Source organism: Streptomyces sp. NPDC102406, assembly GCF_044765725.1.
Taxonomy (GTDB): Bacteria; Actinomycetota; Actinomycetes; order Streptomycetales; family Streptomycetaceae; genus Streptomyces.
Genome location: NZ_JBIWKP010000007.1, coordinates 245413 through 262261 on the forward strand (window position 1 = coordinate 245413; position 16849 = coordinate 262261).

Here is a 16849-nt window from a genome sequence, read left to right on the forward strand (position 1 = left end):
CGTATTAGACGCCCGTACTAGACAAGCGTTTAATACGCCCGTACATTTCCTGGCATGACGAATCCGACGGGCACCGCCCCGACCCCCGACTCCCGTGCGGGGCGCCGCGAATGGGTCGCGCTGAGCGTCCTGATGCTGCCGCTCCTCCTGGTCTCCATGGACGTCTCGGTCCTCTACTTCGCGATCCCGGCGATCAACGCGGACCTGGCGCCGACCGGCACCCAGCAGCTCTGGATCTTCGACATCTACGCGTTCGTGCTCGCCGGCCTGCTCATGACCATGGGATCGCTCGGCGACCGCATCGGCCGCCGCAAACTGCTCCTGATCGGCGCCGCCGCCTTCGGCACCGCCTCCGCGCTCGCCGCCTACGCGGACAGCGCGGAGACGCTGATCGCCGCCCGCGCGCTCCTCGGCGTCGGCGGCGCGACCCTCATGCCGTCCACCATGGGCATCGTCCGCACGATGTTCACCGACCCCGGCCAGCGCGCGAAGGCGATCGGCCTGTGGTCGGGCGTCATGACCGGCGGCATCGCACTGGGCTCGGTGATGAGCGGCATCCTCGTCGAGCACTTCTGGTGGGGCTCGGTCTTCCTCGTCAACCTGCCCGCGATGGTGCTGCTCCTGGTCCTCGGCCCGGTCCTGCTGCCCGAGTCGAAGAACCCGGAGCCCGGCCGCTTCGACCTGCTGAGCGTGCCCCTGTCGATGGCGGCCGTCCTGCCCGTGATCTACGGCATCAAGGAGATTCCGTCCGAGGGCTGGAACGTGCGGTACGTCGTCTCGATCACCGTGGGCCTGCTGTTCGCCGCTCTGTTCGTGCACCGCCAGCGCACCGCGAGGTCCCCGCTGATCTCCCCCGCCCTGTTCCGCGGTCGCGGGTTCTCCCCCGCCGTCGCCCTGAACCTCGTCTCCGCCTTCGGGATGATGGGCTCCGCGTTCTTCACCACCCAGTACATCCAGTCCGTGCTCGGCAAGAGCTCCCTGTCGGCGGCGCTCTGGTCGCTGCTCCCCACGCTCCTGGTCGGCCTGGCGGCGCCCGTCGCCGCGCAACTCGTCGAACGGGGCGTGCACCGCGCCCATGTGGTCGGCGGCGGCTTCACCGTCGGCGCCTGCGGATACGCCCTGCTGGCCTTCGCCGGCACCGGCTCGCTGTGGCTCGTCCTGATCGGCGCCGGCATCCTCGCCGCCGGGATCGTCACCGTCATGTCGCAGATGATGGACCTGGCCCTCGGCACCGTCCCGGTCTCCCACGCGGGCTCCGCCGCGTCCCTGCTGGAGACGGGCACCGAGTTCGGCGGCGCCCTCGGCATGGCCGTCCTCGGCTCCATCGGCACCGCGGTCTACCGCCACGACATCCCGGCCGGCGCACCCGCGGCGGCCCGCGACACGCTGGGCGGCGCGCTGGCGGTCGCGGACCGGCTGCCGGGCGACGCGGGCCGTGCTCTGACCGCCGTCGCACGGGAGGCCTTCACGCACGGCATGCGGGCGGCGGCGGCCACCGGAGCGATCCTGCTGCTGGCCGCCGCGGTCCTCGCCGTCGTGACCCTGGGCAAGGTGGCACTGCGCGACCCCGCGCCGGAGCCGGCCGAGCCGGTCACCACCGACCCGGCGACCGTCTGACACCGGGCCCGCCGGGCCGCCGCCCACCCCCGGGCCCCGGCCCACGAGCGGCTCCGGCGGGGCGTGCCAGGATGGGCCCGTGGCACAGACATTCGATACGCCGTTCATCGGCCGGGCGGACGAACTCGCCGGGCTCAAAGGCGTGCTGGAACGGGCCGCGGCCGGTGACCCGCGCGCCGTCCTGGTCGCCGGGGACGCCGGTGTCGGCAAGACCCGCACGCTGACCGAGGCCGCCGCGCACGCCGCCGCCACCGGCATGACCGTCCTGATGGGCCACTGCGTGGACCTCGGCGACGTCGGCCTGCCGTACCTGCCGTTCACCGAGATCCTCGCCGCGGCCGCCGCCGACGAACGGCTCGCCCCCGCCTTCGCCGGACGCCCCGCGGTGGACCGCCTCATCGGCGCCGCCCCTGGCGGCGGCCCCGCGCCCGACCCCGGCAGCCGCCTCCAGCTCTTCGAGGGCGTCGCGGGGCTCCTCGCCGACCTGGCCGCCCTGACCCCGCTCCTCCTCGTCATCGAGGACCTGCACTGGGCCGACCGCTCCTCCCGCGACCTGCTCCGCTTCCTGCTCAGCCGGGGCATCCTCCAGCGCCCCACGCCCGGCGGCCCACCGCACCGCCTCGCGCTGTTCGCCTCCTACCGCGCGGACGACCTGCACCGCCGCCACCCCCTGCGTCCCCTGCTCGCCGAGCTGATCAGGCTCTCCGCCGTCGACCGGCTCGACCTGCGCCCGCTCGCCGACGCGGACGTGGCCCGGCTCGTGCGGGCCCAGCGCACCGGCCCCGTCCCCGACAGCACGGTCCGCCGCATCGTCGACCGCGCCGAGGGGAACGCCTTCTACGCCGAGGAGTTGCTCGCCGCGCTGCCCGGCGACGCCGCACCCGGCGCCCTGGCCGCACCCGGCGAACTCGGCGGGCTCGCCGATGTTCTCCTCATCCGGGTCGAGCAACTGACGGAGACCGCCCAGCAGGTCCTGCGCACGGCCGCCGTCGCGGGCCGCCGGGTCGGACACGACCTGCTGCGCGACGCCGTCCAACTGCCCCAGGAGGAGCTGGAGTCGGCGCTGCGCGAGGCGGTCGAACGCCAACTGCTGCTGCCCGGGGACGACGCGACGTACTCGTTCCGGCACGCCCTCACCCGCGAGGCCGTCTACGCGGACCTGCTGCCCGGCGAACGGGTCCGGCTGCACGGCCTGTTCGCCCGCCTCCTCGCCGCGGAGGGCCGGTCGGCCACGAGCGCGGCGGAGCGCGCCCACCACTCGCGCGAGAGCCATGACCTGGCCGACGCGCTGACCGCCTCCCTCGAAGCCGCCGACCACGCCCAGCGCGTCGGCGCCCCCGCCGAGGAACTGCGCCACCTGGAGACCGCACTCGAACTGTGGACCGTGGTCGACGCCTCCGCACGCCCCGGCAACACCGACACGGTCTCCCTCACCCTGCGCGCCTCGGCCGCCGCCGCCCGCACCGGCGAGCCCCACCGCGCGGTCCAGCTCACCCGCTCCGCGCTCGCCCGGGTCGGCTCGGACACCGACTCCGAACTCGCCGCACGCGTCCGCTACACCCTCGCCGGCAACCTCATGCGGATCGACCACCTGGAGGCCGCGTACGCCTACAGCAGCGAGGCGCTCGCGCTGATCCCCGCGCAGCCGCCCTCCGCCACCTGGGTGTGGGCGGCCTCGACCCATGTCATGGCCGCGCGGTACGTGGGACGGAACGCGGACGCCGAACGGGTCGCCCGCCAGGCCCTCGACGTCGCCGAACGGCTCGGGCTCGCCGACGCCCAGGCAGACCTGATCATCTCCCTGGTCGGCCTGGAACCGGACGACCGGCGTACGACACGGGGCCGGGACCGGCTGCTCGGGGCCCGTGAACTCGCCGCCTCCGCCAACAACCTCCCGGTCGAGATGCGGGCCCTGTACGGCCTCGCCCTCGGCTGTTACGAGTCCGGGGACCTGGACGCGTGTCTGACCTGGACCGCCGACGGACTCGACCGCGCCCGCCGCGCCGGACTCCTCTCCTCGCCGTACGCCCTGGAACTGCGCTACCTCCAGTCCCTGCTCCTGTACACGCTGGGCCGCTGGGACGAGTGCGCGCGGGCAGCCGCCGCCGACGCCGACCTGCTGCCGACCGCGGGTGGCTTCACGACCGCGCCCGCGCTGTACGTCGCCCTGGCCCGCGGCGAGTTCGAGACGGCCGGAGCCGGGGCGCGGGCGCTGCTCGCCGGTTTCCCCGACTGGATGGGGACGCTCGTCGCGAGCATCGTGCTGACCGACTCGGCGGCGCTGCGCGGCGACGCCGAGGACTGCGTACGGCAGATGCGCACCGCCGTCGAGGCGCTGATGGAGGGCTCAGGCGACGACCGGCCGGACGCCCTGGTCCGGCTCGCCGCGCTCGCCCTCGCGGCGGTCGCGGACGCGGCGGAGGAGGCCCGCCTGACCGGCGACGCGGAGGGCGTCGCCCGCTGGACGCGGACCGCCGCCGAGCTGGTGGAGCTGGCCCGCGACACGGCGGCCCGGCGCGCGGGCGGCACCGGGCAGGGCCCCGAGGGACTGGCCTGGCTCGCCCGCGCCGAGGCCGAGGCGGAGCGCGCCGCGAGCGGCCCGTCCGTCGCCGCGTGGGAGTCGGCCGTGACAGCGTTCGACTACGGCGAGCCGTACGAACAGGCCCGGTGCCGACGGCGGCTCGCGCAGGCCCTGCTGGTCGCGGGGCGCCGCGAGGAGGCCGCCGAACAGGCGCGGGCGGCCCGGTCGGCGGCGGTGCGGCTCGGCGCCGAGCCGCTGCGTGAGGCGCTGGACGCGCTGGTCCGGCGGGGCGGCCTCACCGACGCGCCGGCCGACGGGGAGCGGATCGCGGCGCTGACCGCCCGGGAGAGCGACGTGCTGCGGCTGCTCGGCCGGGGCCTGACCAACCGGCAGATCGGCGAGGAGCTGTTCATCAGCGGCAAGACGGCGAGCGTCCACGTCTCGAACATCCTGGCCAAGTTGGGCGCCGCGAGCCGCACCGAAGCCGTCGGCATCGCTTACCGCGAGGGCTTGATCGAGCCGGAGAACGCATGAGGGCCGGGCCACCCTGGGGTGGCCCGGCCCTCGGTCGCGTCTTTGCGACGGGTCTCAGACGAGGTTGACGGAGCGGGCCGAGGTGGCGCCGATCTCCGCTGCGACCTCGGTCAGGACGCTCTGCGGAACCGAGTCGTCGACCGTCAGCACGGCCAGCGCCTCGCCGCCGACATCGGCGCGGGCGACCTGCATGCCGCCGATGTTGATGCCCGCCTCGCCGAGCACGCGGCCGACCGTGCCGACGACGCCGGGACGGTCCTCGTAGCGCAGGACGACCATGTGGTCGGCGAGCGCCAGGTCCACGTCGTACTCGCCGACGGCGACGATCTTCTGGAGGTTCTTGGGGCCGGCGAGCGTACCGGAGACCGCGACCTCCTGACCGTCACCGAGGGTGCCGCGCACCGTCACGACGTTACGGTGGTCGGGCGACTCGGAGCTGGTGGTCAGACGCACCTCGACACCGCGCTCCTGCGCGAACAGCGGGGCGTTGACATAGGAGACCGTCTCGTCGACGACGTCCTCGAACACGCCCTTGAGCGCGGAGAGTTCGAGCACCTTCACGTCGTGCTGGGTGATCTCGCCGTACACCTCGACATCGAGCCGGACGGCGACCTCGCCCGCGAGGGCGGTGAAGATCCGGCCGAGGCGCTCGGCGAGCGGCAGGCCCGGCTTGACGTCCTCGGCGATGACACCGCCCTGCACGTTCACCGCGTCCGGCACCAGTTCACCGGCGAGCGCGAGCCGCACCGAACGGGCGACGGCGATGCCCGCCTTCTCCTGCGCCTCGTCGGTCGAGGCGCCGAGGTGCGGGGTGCAGACGACCTGGTCGAACTGGAACAGCGGGGAGTCCGTGCAGGGCTCCTTCGCGTACACGTCGAGGCCCGCACCGGCGACGCGGCCCTCCTTGAGCGCCGAGTACAGCGCCTCCTCGTCGACGATCCCGCCGCGCGCGGCGTTCACGATCCGCACCGAGGGCTTGACCTTGTGCAGCGCCTCGTCGCCGATCAGGCCGATCGTCTCGGGCGTCTTCGGCAGGTGCACGGTGATGAAGTCGGAGACCTCGAGCAGCTCGTCGAGCGAGAGGACCTTGACGCCCATCTGCGCGGCGCGCGCGGGCTGCACGTACGGGTCGTAGGCGACGACCTTCATGCCGAAGGCCGACATGCGCTGGGCGACGAGGGCGCCGATCCGGCCGAGGCCCACGACACCGAGGGTCTTCTCGGCCAGCTCCACACCGGTGTACTTGCTGCGCTTCCACTCGCCGCCCTTGAGGGCCTGGCTGCCCTGCGGGATGTTGCGCGCGGTGGCGATGAGGAGGCCGCAGGCCAGCTCGGCGGCGGTCACGATGTTCGACGTCGGGGCGTTGACGACCATCACGCCGGCCTTGGTGGCGGCGGAGACGTCGACGTTGTCCAGGCCGACGCCGGCTCGTGCGACGACCTTCAGCTTCTTGGCGGCGGCGACGGCCTCGGCGTCGACCTTGGTGGCCGAGCGGATCAGGATCGCGTCGACGTCGGCGATGGCGGGCAGCAGCTCGGCGCGGTCCCCGCCGTTGCAGTGGCGGATCTCGAAGTCCGGGCCCAGGGCGTCGACGGTGGCGGGCGACAGCTCTTCGGCGATGAGTACGACGGGTTTGCCGGTGGCAGCAGTGCTCACGTGAGTCCTCACAAGTCCCAATGCGGACGGCCGTCCCGACGGCCGCAAGCGGTGGAGGTGGCTAGCCGCGTGGAAGACGCACGACGCTGTGGGCCCGACGCGAATTTAGTTCAGCAGTCTAGTGGCGGGCGGGAGGTGTTCTTGCGCCTCCCTGGAAGGATCACTCGTCCGTGGCTGGACGGGATGGACAACGGGCCGCGGCATCCGCCGCGGCCCGTCGTCCCAAGGCTTACGCCTCCTCGTTGTCCACCCAGCTCATGAGCTTGCGCAGCTCCTTGCCCGTGGTCTCCAGGAGGTGGTTCTCGTCCTGGGTCTTGTACTCGTTGTACTTCTTCAGGCCCGAGTGGTACTCGTCCATCCAGTTCTTGGCGAACGTGCCGTCCTGGATCTCGGCGAGGACCTTCTTCATCTCGGCCTTGGTGGCGTCCGTGATGATCCGGGGGCCGGTGACGTAGTCGCCCCACTCGGCGGTCTCGGAGATCGACCAGCGCATCTTCTCCAGGCCGCCCTCGTACATGAGGTCCACGATGAGCTTCAGCTCGTGCAGGCACTCGAAGTAGGCGATCTCCGGCTGGTAACCGGCCTCGGTCAGCGTCTCGAAGCCCGCCTTGACCAGCGCGGCGGTACCGCCGCAGAGCACGGCCTGCTCACCGAACAGGTCGGTCTCGGTCTCCTCGGTGAAGGTCGTCTTGATGACGCCGGCGCGGGTGCCGCCGATGCCCTTCGCGTAGGACAGCGCCAGCTCGAAGGCCTTGCCGGTGGCGTCCTGCTCGACGGCCGCGATACACGGGACGCCGCGGCCCTCCTCGTACTGACGGCGCACCAGGTGGCCGGGGCCCTTGGGGGCGACCATGCAGACGTCGACACCGGCCGGCGGCTTGATGAAGTCGTAGCGGATGTTGAGGCCGTGGCCGAAGAACAGCGCGTCGCCGTCCTTCAGGTTGTCCTTGATGGACTCCTCGTAGACCTTCGCCTGGATCGGGTCCGGCACGAGGATCATGATGACGTCGGCCTCGGCCGCCGCCTCGGCGGGGGTGACCACGCGCAGGCCCTGCTCCTCGGCCTTCGCCTTGGACTTGGAGCCCTCGTGCAGACCGACGCGCACGTCGACGCCCGAGTCGCGCAGGGACAGCGCGTGGGCGTGGCCCTGGCTGCCGTATCCGATCACCGCGACCTTGCGGTTCTGGATGATGGACAGGTCGGCGTCGTCGTCGTAGAACAGCTCGGCCACTGGGGTTCTCCTTGGTGTGCTGGTGTTGCTCCCACCGTACGGCGGGCGAAGGGCGGAAAGTTTTCAGGTCTCGCTATGCGAGCGGTGGAGCCGGGGTTCAGGCCGTGCGGTCGAGCGCGCGCAGGCTCCGGTCGGTGATGGAGCGCGAGCCGCGGCCGATCGCGATGGTCCCGGACTGGACGAGCTCCTTGATGCCGAAGGGCTCCAGCATCTTGAGCATCGCCTCCAGCTTGTCGCTGGAGCCGGTGGCCTCGATGGTGACGGCCTCGGGCGAGACGTCCACGGTCTTGGCGCGGAACAACTGGACGATCTCGACGATCTGGGAGCGCGTCTCGTTGTCGGCGCGGACCTTGGCGAGCACCAGCTCGCGCTGGACGGCGGCGCCCGGCTCCAGTTCGACGATCTTCAGGACGTTGACCAGCTTGTTGAGCTGCTTGGTGACCTGTTCGAGCGGGAGTCCCTCGACGTTCACGACGATGGTGATGCGTGAGATGTCGGGGTGCTCGGTGATACCGACGGCGAGCGAGTCGATGTTGAAGCCGCGGCGGGAGAACAGAGCGGTGATACGGGCGAGGACGCCCGGCTTGTTCTCGACCAGGACGGAGAGCGTGTGCTTGGTGGACATGGTGCGTGTTCCCTCTTCCCTGACAGCTCTCAGTCGTCTTCGTTGTCGCCGAAGTCGGGGCGGACGCCGCGCGCGGCCATGACCTCGTCGTTGGAGGTGCCGGCGGCGACCATCGGCCACACCATGGCGTCCTCGTGGACGATGAAGTCGATCACGACCGGGCGGTCGTTGATCGAGTTCGCCTCCTCGATGCACTTGTCGAGGTCCTCGGGGCGCTCGCAGCGGATGGCGTAGCAGCCCATGGCCTCGGACAGCTTCACGAAGTCGGGGACGCGCGTGCCCTTGTTGGGCGGGGTCTCACCGTCGGGGCCCGCGTGCAGCACGGTGTTGGAGTAGCGCTGGTTGTAGAACAGCGTCTGCCACTGGCGGACCATCCCGAGGGCGCCGTTGTTGATGATCGCGACCTTGATCGGGATGTTGTTCAGGGCGCAGGTGGTGAGTTCCTGATTGGTCATCTGGAAGCAGCCGTCGCCGTCGATCGCCCAGACCGGCTGGTCCGGGGCGCCCGCCTTGGCGCCCATCGCGGCGGGCACCGCGTAGCCCATGGTTCCGGCGCCGCCCGAGTTCAGCCAGGTCGCCGGCTTCTCGTACTGGATGAAGTGCGCGGCCCACATCTGGTGCTGGCCGACGCCCGCGGCGAAGATGGTGTTCTCCGGGGCGAGTTGCCCGATGCGCTCGATGACCTGCTGCGGGGAGAGCGAGCCGTCGGCGGGCTGGTCGTAGCCGAGCGGGTACGTCTCGCGCCAGCGGTTCAGATCCCGCCACCAGGCGTCGTAGTCGCCGGTGTGGCCTTCGCTGTGCTCCTTCTGCACGGCCTGCACGAGGTCGGCGATGACCTCGCGGGCGTCGCCGACGATCGGCACGTCCGCGGCCCGGTTCTTGCCGATCTCGGCCGGGTCGATGTCGGCGTGTACGACCTTGGCGAAGGGGGCGAAGCTGTCCAGCTTGCCGGTGACGCGGTCGTCGAAGCGGGCGCCGAGGGCGACGATCAGGTCGGCCTTCTGGAGCGCGGTGACGGCGGTGACCGAACCGTGCATGCCCGGCATTCCCACGTGCAGCGGGTGGCTGTCGGGGAACGCGCCGAGCGCCATCAGGGTGGTGGTGACGGGCGCTCCGGTGAGCTCGGCGAGGACCTTGAGCTCGGCGGTGGCGTGCGCCTTGAGGACGCCGCCGCCCACGTACAGGACGGGCCGCCTGGCGCTCGTGATCAGCTTGGCGGCCTCGCGGATCTGCTTGGCGTGCGGCTTGGTCACCGGGCGGTAGCCGGGCAGGTCCGTCTGCGGCGGCCAGGAGAACGTCGTCTGCGCCTGGAGCGCGTCCTTCGCGATGTCCACGAGGACCGGGCCCGGCCGTCCGGTGGAGGCGATGTGGAACGCCTCCGCGATCGTCTTCGGGATGTCCTCGGCCTTGGTGACCAGGAAGTTGTGCTTCGTGATCGGCATGGAGATGCCGACGATGTCCGCCTCCTGGAAGGCGTCGGTGCCGATCGCCTTGGAGGCGACCTGGCCGGTGATCGCGACGAGCGGCACGGAGTCCATGTGCGCGTCGGCGATCGGCGTGACCAGGTTGGTGGCGCCCGGGCCCGAAGTGGCCATGCAGACCCCGACCTTGCCGGTGGCCTGGGCGTAGCCCGTGGCCGCGTGCCCCGCACCCTGCTCGTGACGGACGAGCACGTGGCGCACCCGGCTCGAGTCCATCATGGGGTCGTACGCGGGAAGGATCGCACCGCCGGGGATACCGAATACGGTGTCGGCCCCGACCTCCTCGAGCGAGCGGATGAGGGACTTCGCTCCCGTGACGTGCTCGACGGGGGCGGACTGCTGTCCTCCGGAACGGGGCCGCGGCTGCGGATGGTGGGCCCCGGTGGCCTGCTCGGTCATCGGCATTCTCTTCTCGATGCTGAGGGTTTTTGCGAGGGTTGTGCAGGGGTCTTACGGGTTGCGTCCTGTGCCGGTGCAACAAAAAACCCCTCGTGCCGGGAGGCAAGCGAGGGGAGCGCGCCGGGTGCGGTCGCTGGGGATTCTGATGGTCACATCAGTGGGTCCCAGCTTCAGCCGACGCGCTTTCCAAGTACGAGAATTCGGGTGCGCATGGCATTGACCCTCCCCCCGGCACGCATGGCGTGTCAAGTGGGTGGGACGGGAGTCTCATCATGTGAGCGCCGAGCGGGTGCTCCGGCGAACACCGGTTCGCCCTTCTCCCGGGGTACGGGGTACGCCCCCAGGACCAGCGCGCGCCGCAGCCGGTACTCGTCCAGCGCACCGGAGAACGCCATGCCCTGCCCGTGCGTGCACCCCATCGCCCGCAGCGCGAGGACCTGCTCGGGCCGGTCCACGCCGTCGGCCACCGACGCCAGTCCGAGATCGCCCGCGATCCGCAGCAGCCCACTGGTGATCTTGTGCAGCCGTGCGGACTCGACGACGCCCTCGACCAGTGACCTGTCCAGCTTCAGTACGTCCACGGGGAGGCGGCGCAGCGCGGTGATGGCCGCATAGCCGCTGCCGAACCCGTCCAGGGCGATACGGACGCCGAGCCTGCGCAGCGCGGTGAGACGGCGCTCCAGCTCGTCGAGGGGCACCCGCGGGTCGCTGTCGGCGAGTTCGATGACGAGCGCCCCGGACGGCAGCCCGTGCCGGGTCAGCAGCGCCTCGATGGAGCCGAGCGGCATGGCGCGGTCCAGGAGTCGGCGGGCGCTGATCCGCACGGCGACCGGCGTCGCGTGTCCGCTGCGACCGCGCTCGGCGGCCTGTTCGACGGCCTCCTCCAGGATCCAGCGGCCCAGTTCCGCGGTGCGCTCACTGTCGTCGGCCACGCGCAGGAACTCGCCGGGGGTGAAGAGGATGCCCTGGGAGGAGCGCCAGCGCGCCTGCGCGGCGACCGCCGTGATCCGGCCGTCGTCGAGCGAGACGATCGGCTGGTGCAGCAGCGCGAACTCGCCGTCGTGCAGCGCGGAGCGCAGCCGGGTGGCCAGCTCCGCCTTGCGCACGACATCGGCCTGCATCTGGGGCGCGTACAGCTCGACGCGGCCCTTTCCGGCGGCCTTGGCGCGGTACATCGCCAGGTCCGCGTTGCGCAGCAGCTCGCCCGCCGTGATGTCGGGCTCGGCGAAGGAGACGCCGATGGAGGCGGCGACGCGTACGTTGTCGTGGCCGTCGATGGTGTACGGCTGGGACAGGGTGATTCTGAGCCGGTCGGCCAGCTCGTAGATCTGCTGTTCCCTGGCGGTGTGGTCGCGACCTCCGTCGCCGACGATGAGCGCCGCGAACTCGTCACCACCGAGACGGGCCGCGGTGTCTCCGGATCTCACGGAGTCGGCCAGCCTTCTTGCCGCCTGCACGAGCAGTTCGTCGCCCGCCTGGTGGCCGATCGTGTCGTTGACCTGCTTGAAGCCGTCCAGGTCGATGAAGAGTACGGCGGTGCCCCGGTCGGTGGCCCGCCGCCCGGTCAGCGCCTGGCCGACCCGCTTGGTGAACAGGGCCCGGTTGGGCAGGTCGGTGAGCGGGTCGTGCTCGGCGTTGTGCTGCAACTGCGCCTGGAGACGCACCCGTTCGGTGACGTCTCTGCTGTTGAGGATCAGTCCGCCGTGGTGGCGGTTGATCGTGGACTCCACGTTCAGCCAGGCCCCGGTGCCGGACCGGAAGCGGCATTCGATGCGGGTGGTGGGCTCCTCCACCTGGCTCGCGGCGAGGAACCTGCGCACCTCGTGCACCACGCGCCCGAGGTCCTCGGGGTGGATGATCGAGGCCAGTTCGGACCCGACCAGCTCCTCCGCCTCGCGTCCGTAGACTCCGGCGGCGGCCGGGCTGACGTATCTCAGGATCCCGTTCGGAGCGGCGATCATGATGACGTCGCTGGAGCCCTGCACCAGGGAGCGGAAGTGGTTCTCCTTCTGTGCCAGTTCCTGGGTGAGCGTGATGTTGTCCAGGAGCATGATGCCCTGGCGCACGACGAGGGCGAGGACCACGGTGCAGGCCGTGAACAGCACGACCCGGTCCACGCTGTGCCCGTTCAGCACGTTGTAGAGAATGCCCAGCGTGCAGACGGCGGCGGCCAGGTACGGGGTGAGCGCGGCCAGCGAACCCGAGATGGGGCGGGTGTGACTGACCTGGTAGCGCCCCCCGGGCCCCTGGGCCCGCTCCTCGTACGTCGTCTCGTGCTCGGGTCCGACCCACGGCGCGTAGGCGAGCAGCAGCGACCCGGCGAACCAGCCCGCGTCGAGGATCTCCCCCGAGCGGTAACTGGCGTGCAGCAGCGGTGAGGTGAACAGGGCGTCGCACATCACGGTCAGGGCGAGCGCGCCGATCGCGGTGTTCACCGCCGTGCGGTTGCCGGGCGAGCGCCGGAAGTGCAGGGCGAGGACCATGCTGACCAGCGCGATGTCCAGCAGCGGGTAGGCGAGGGAGAGCGCGGTGCGGGTGACGCTCTGTCCCTCGAACTCGGCGGTGTGGGCGAGAGCCAGGCTCCACGACAGGGTCAGGAGCGACCCGGCGATCAGCCAGGAGTCGAGCCCGAGGCAGATCCAGCCCGCTTTGGTCACGGGCCGCTTCGCCAGCACGAGGAGGCCGATGATCGCGGGCGGCGCGAAGCAGAGGAAGAACACGTCGGCGAGGCCCGGAGTCGGTACGGGCACCCGCAGCACCACTTCGTACCAGCCCCACACCCCGTTGCCCAGCGCGGCCATCAGGGAGGACAGCGCGAACAGGAGCCAGGCGGGTCGAAAGCGGCTGCGCCGGCTGCGCGCGTACAGGAAGTTCGAGACAGCGGCGACGGCGGCGGCGACGCTCAGTCCGAAGTCCCCCATGAACAGGGCGACTTCCTCGCTGCCCCAGCCGAGCGCGGAGCCCATGGCGTAGCCCGCGCACAGGACGGTGAGCATCACCTGTGGTCCGGCGCCCGCGCCGCGCCGGGCGGCGCTCGGGCCGGCCGGGGTGCGCGCCTGCCGGGGTGCTGCCAGCGGGGCGGTCTCCGTCGGCTGGGCGGTCACCGCGCCGCCTCGGTCCGTCGAGCCGCTCCCGCGTCCCGCTCGCCGCGCCCGGTGTGCGCATGCCTTCTGCGTCCGCCGCGGGGCCCGATCCGGTGCGCGCCGCTCCTGCGGCGGCCCGGACTTCGTCCGCGCAGCGGTGCGTGTGAGGGTCGCCGTCGGCGGCCCCGCCGCGTCGGATCGTTCACCCATAGGCCGTGCATCGCCCGTCGCCCCCCTCGCAGTCCGTCATTCATCCCCGGCGCCGCGTACCCGAACGGCGCTGCCCCAGTCGGGACGATACACCAGTCTCGTCACTCAGGGACATAGTCGCTCTACTCTCCGTGACGACCAGCGGTGATGGAGACACAGGGTGCATCCGGGCGGGCGCGGAGCGTGCCCGCCGCGCCTCCGGCGACCGCACCCGAGGGGCGTACGGGGCCGCCGATCCGCCGGTCAGCTCACGGTGTGCACGATGTTGGCGAGGGGCTGCCCGGCCGCGAAACGGGTGAGCTGGGCGGCAAGCAGCCGCTTGGCGCGCGGCAGGAAGGCGGAGGTCGGGCCGCCCACGTGCGGGGAGATGAGCACCCCCGGGGCCTGCCACAACGGATGTTCCCGGGGCAGCGGTTCGGGGTCGGTGACGTCCAGGGCGGCGGTGAGGCGACCGCTCTCCAGTTCCGCGAGGAGCGCCTTGGTGTCGACGACGGGGCCGCGGCTGACGTTGACGAGGAGCGCCCCGTCCTTCATGCGGGCCAGGAACTCGGCGTCCACCAGGCCGCGGGTCTCCTCGGTGAGCGGCGTGACCACCACGACGACATCGGCCTCGGGGAGCAGTCCCGGCAGGTCGGCGAGGGCGTGCACGGGCCCGCGCTCCATCGTGCGTGCGGAGCGTGCGACGCGTGCCACCCGCGCGACCTCGAAGGGGACGAGCCGGTCCTCGACGGCGGAGCCGATCGCGCCGTAACCCAAAATCAGGACGTTCTTGTCGGCGAGCGCCGGACGGAATCCGGAGCGCCACTCCCCGCGCTCCTGGGCGCGGACGAAGTCGGGGATGCCGCGCAGGGAGGCGAGGATCAGGGCGAGGGCGAGTTCGGCGGTGCTGGCGTCGTGCACACCGCGCGCGTTGCACAACTGCACGCCGGGGCGCAGGTGGACGAGCCCGCTCTGGACGTGGTCGACGCCCGCGGAGAGGGTCTGCACCGCGCGCAGGGACGTCATGCGCGGCAGGGGGCGCACGGCGACCTCGGCGCCCTTCATGTAGGGGACGACGTAGTACGCGCAGTCGGCCGGATCGGCCGGAAAGTCCGGCTCACCGTTCCAGTAGCGGTAGTCGAGCCCGTCGGGGAGGCCCGGGATCTCGTCGGCGGGGAAGGGCAGCCACACATCACCAGTCATGGTCAGGAGGCTATGTCAGCCGCTCCGACGTGCAGAGGTTAGGTTGGTGGCCAAAGACAGGGAGGGTCACGAGCAGGTGGAGCGCAAGGCGATCGGGGCGGCGGCGCTCGAGGTGGGGGCGATCGGGCTCGGCTGTATGCCGATGCACTGGGCGTACACCGGCTCACGACAGCGTGGCGAGGAGTCGCTGCGCACCGTGCACGCGGCGTTGGACCGTGGCTCCAGTCTGCTCGACACGGCGGACATGTACGGGCCGTTCACCAATGAGCTGCTTCTCGGCCGGGCCTTGAAGGAGCGGCGCGCGGACGCGTTCGTGTCGACGAAGGTGGGGCTGCTCGTCGGGGAGCAGCACGTTGTCGCCAACGGCCGCCCCGGTTATGTGAAACGGGCGTGCGACGCGTCGCTGCGGCGTCTCCAGACGGACGTCATCGATCTGTACCAACTGCATCGGGCGGACCCGGAGGTCCCGGTCGAGGAGACCTGGGGCGCGATGGCGGAGCTGGTGAGCGCCGGCAAGGTGCGCTCGCTGGGGCTGTGTGCGGTGGGGGCGCGGGCCGCGCGCCGCGGTGGCCGGGCCGGAATGCACGCCGGAACGATTCGCCAATTGGAGCGGATCCAGCAGATCTTCCCGGTGAGCGCGGTGATGGCCGAGTTGTCGGTGTGGTCACCGGAGGCGCTGGAGTCGCTGTTGCCCTGGTGCGCGGTGCGCGGCGTCGGGTTCCTCGCCGCGATGCCGCTGGGCAACGGGTTCCTGACGGGCACGCTGACACCGGGCCAGGGTTTCGAGCCGGACGACGTGCGGGCCCGGCACCCCCGGTTCACCGCGGAGATGATGGCGGCGAACCAGCCGATCGTGGTGGGGCTGCGCCGGGTCGCGGCCCGTCTCGGCACGGACGTGACGCCCGCGCAGGTGGCACTGGCGTGGGTGCTCGCGCAGGGACGGAACGTGGTGCCGGTGCCCGGCGCCAAGCACGAGCGATGGGCGCGGGAGAACGCGGCGGCGGCCGAACTGGACCTGTCCGCGGCCGACTTGGCGGAGATCGCGGCACTGCCGAGGGCACAGGGCTCCTGGGACTGAGGGCGCGCGCGGTGTATGAACGGTGGAACCGTCGCGTCGAAGGGACCTGATCGTGCAACATCTAGCTGTGCGCCCCGCGTTGGCCGTGGCCGTCTGTGCCGCGCTCCTGTTCACGGCGGGGTGCTCCTCCGGTGACGACGGGCGGCCGGACAAGGCGCGGACGTCCGCGCCGAGCACGAGCGCGGACGGGTCGGCGACATCGCCGAAGCCGGGTGCCGTGCCGCCCGCCGAAGGGACCGTGACCGTGGGGCGCACGGCGGCCACCGGCCTCAGGTCGCCGTGGGGCCTGGCCCTGCTGCCGGACGACGACCTGCTGGTCTCCTCGCGCGACGAGGGCACCCTCACGCGCGTCGAGCCGCAGTCGCGGAAGAAGACGGAGCTCGGCTCGGTGCCCGGCGTCGCCCCGGGCGGCGAGGGCGGCCTCCTGGGCATCGCGCTCTCCCCGGACTACGCCACGGACCACATGGTCTACGCGTACTTCACGACGGAGTCGGACAACCGGATCGCGCGGATGCGGTACGACGCGAAGCAGCCCCCCGGTGAGCAGTTGGGCGCTCCGGACACGGTGTTCAAGGGCATCCCCAAGGGCACGAACCACAACGGCGGACGGATCGCGTTCGGCCCGGACGGCATGTTGTACGTGGGGACCGGCGAGACGTACAGGACCGAGCTGGCGCAGGACAAGAAGTCGACGGGCGGCAAGATCCTGCGCCTCACCCCGGAGGGCGAGCCCGCGCCGGGCAACCCGTTCGGCGACTCGCCCGTGTACTCCTACGGCCACCGCAATGTGCAGGGTCTGGCCTGGGACGGGAGTGGGCGGCTGTGGGCCTCGGAGTTCGGTCAGGACACCTGGGACGAGCTGAACCACATCGTGGCGGGTGACGACTACGGCTGGCCCGACGCCGAGGGCAGGAGCGGCCGGAGCGGCTACCACGACCCGATCGCGCAGTGGCGGACCGACGAGGCCTCCCCCAGCGGCATCGCCTACGCCGAGGGCTCGATCTGGATGGCGGGCCTGCGGGGCGAGCGCCTGTGGCGGATCCCGCTGCACGGTGCGAAGGCGGCGCACGAGCCGCGGGCGTTCCTGGAGGGGAAGTACGGGCGGCTGCGCACGGTCCTCTCCGCGGGCGGCGGCAAGCTGTGGCTGGTGACCAGCGAGACGGACTCCCGGGGCACGCCGAAGAAGGGCGACGACCGCATCCTGGAGCTGCGGGTGAGCTGACCGGCGCCGA

The 16849-nt window shown here is 71.8% G+C and carries 10 protein-coding genes; 4 read left to right on the forward strand and 6 right to left on the reverse strand.

Annotated elements, in window-relative coordinates:
- The first annotated feature begins 54 nt into the window (after positions 1 to 54).
- Together ACIRF8_RS27045 and ACIRF8_RS27050 are read left to right on the forward strand one after the other, a co-directional pair.
- Positions 55 to 1617 (forward strand): MFS transporter, encoded by a 1563-nt coding sequence (locus tag ACIRF8_RS27045; protein WP_404218619.1) that lies wholly within the window; start codon positions 55 to 57, stop codon positions 1615 to 1617.
- 79 nt (positions 1618 to 1696) lie between these two features.
- Positions 1697 to 4672 carry an AAA family ATPase gene (locus ACIRF8_RS27050; RefSeq protein ID WP_404218621.1) on the forward strand — a complete coding sequence of 992 codons (2976 nt, stop codon included), beginning with the start codon at positions 1697 to 1699 and terminating at the stop codon, positions 4670 to 4672.
- Between the two features lie 54 nt (positions 4673 to 4726).
- Here the strand turns inward: ACIRF8_RS27050 and serA are convergent, their stop codons facing one another.
- The 6 genes from serA to ACIRF8_RS27080 all read right to left on the reverse strand — a co-directional run bounded on the left by serA (position 4727) and on the right by ACIRF8_RS27080 (position 14539).
- Positions 4727 to 6328, reverse strand: coding sequence for a phosphoglycerate dehydrogenase (gene serA / locus ACIRF8_RS27055; RefSeq protein WP_404218623.1), 1602 nt, complete (start codon positions 6326 to 6328; stop codon positions 4727 to 4729).
- Positions 6329 to 6557: 229 nt separating this feature from the next.
- Positions 6558 to 7559, reverse strand: a complete 1002-nt coding sequence (ilvC, locus tag ACIRF8_RS27060) for a ketol-acid reductoisomerase (RefSeq protein WP_404218625.1) — start codon at positions 7557 to 7559, stop codon at positions 6558 to 6560.
- Between the two features lie 97 nt (positions 7560 to 7656).
- Entirely contained in the window at positions 7657 to 8184 is a 528-nt protein-coding gene (gene ilvN, locus ACIRF8_RS27065) for an acetolactate synthase small subunit (RefSeq protein ID WP_363198694.1), read from the reverse strand.
- A 29-nt stretch (positions 8185 to 8213) separates the two neighbouring features.
- Positions 8214 to 10064, reverse strand: a complete 1851-nt coding sequence (locus tag ACIRF8_RS27070) for an acetolactate synthase large subunit (protein WP_404218627.1) — start codon at positions 10062 to 10064, stop codon at positions 8214 to 8216.
- A 245-nt stretch (positions 10065 to 10309) separates the two neighbouring features.
- Positions 10310 to 13060 carry a putative bifunctional diguanylate cyclase/phosphodiesterase gene (locus ACIRF8_RS27075; protein WP_404218796.1) on the reverse strand — a complete coding sequence of 917 codons (2751 nt, stop codon included), beginning with the start codon at positions 13058 to 13060 and terminating at the stop codon, positions 10310 to 10312.
- Positions 13061 to 13600: 540 nt separating this feature from the next.
- Positions 13601 to 14539 carry a 2-hydroxyacid dehydrogenase gene (locus ACIRF8_RS27080; protein WP_404218629.1) on the reverse strand — a complete coding sequence of 313 codons (939 nt, stop codon included), beginning with the start codon at positions 14537 to 14539 and terminating at the stop codon, positions 13601 to 13603.
- Positions 14540 to 14615: 76 nt separating this feature from the next.
- On the opposite strand from ACIRF8_RS27080, the gene ACIRF8_RS27085 reads away from it, so the two are divergent.
- The gene (locus tag ACIRF8_RS27085; protein ID WP_404218798.1) at positions 14616 to 15617 is read left to right on the forward strand and encodes an aldo/keto reductase; all 1002 of its coding nucleotides are present in this window, start codon (positions 14616 to 14618) and stop codon (positions 15615 to 15617) included.
- Between the two features lie 46 nt (positions 15618 to 15663).
- The gene (locus ACIRF8_RS27090) at positions 15664 to 16839 is read left to right on the forward strand and encodes a PQQ-dependent sugar dehydrogenase (RefSeq protein ID WP_404218800.1); all 1176 of its coding nucleotides are present in this window, start codon (positions 15664 to 15666) and stop codon (positions 16837 to 16839) included.
- Positions 16840 to 16849: the final 10 nt, after the last annotated feature.

Coding starts and splice junctions, on each gene's coding strand:
- ACIRF8_RS27070 (WP_404218627.1), bottom strand. CDS start 10,064: ATGACCGAGCAGGCCACCGGGGCCCACCATCCGCAGCCGCGGCCCCGT.
- ilvN (WP_363198694.1), bottom strand. CDS start 8,184: ATGTCCACCAAGCACACGCTCTCCGTCCTGGTCGAGAACAAGCCGGGC.
- ACIRF8_RS27080 (WP_404218629.1), bottom strand. CDS start 14,539: ATGACTGGTGATGTGTGGCTGCCCTTCCCCGCCGACGAGATCCCGGGC.
- ACIRF8_RS27045 (WP_404218619.1), top strand. CDS start 55: ATGACGAATCCGACGGGCACCGCCCCGACCCCCGACTCCCGTGCGGGG.
- ACIRF8_RS27075 (WP_404218796.1), bottom strand. CDS start 13,060: ATGCTCACCGTCCTGTGCGCGGGCTACGCCATGGGCTCCGCGCTCGGC.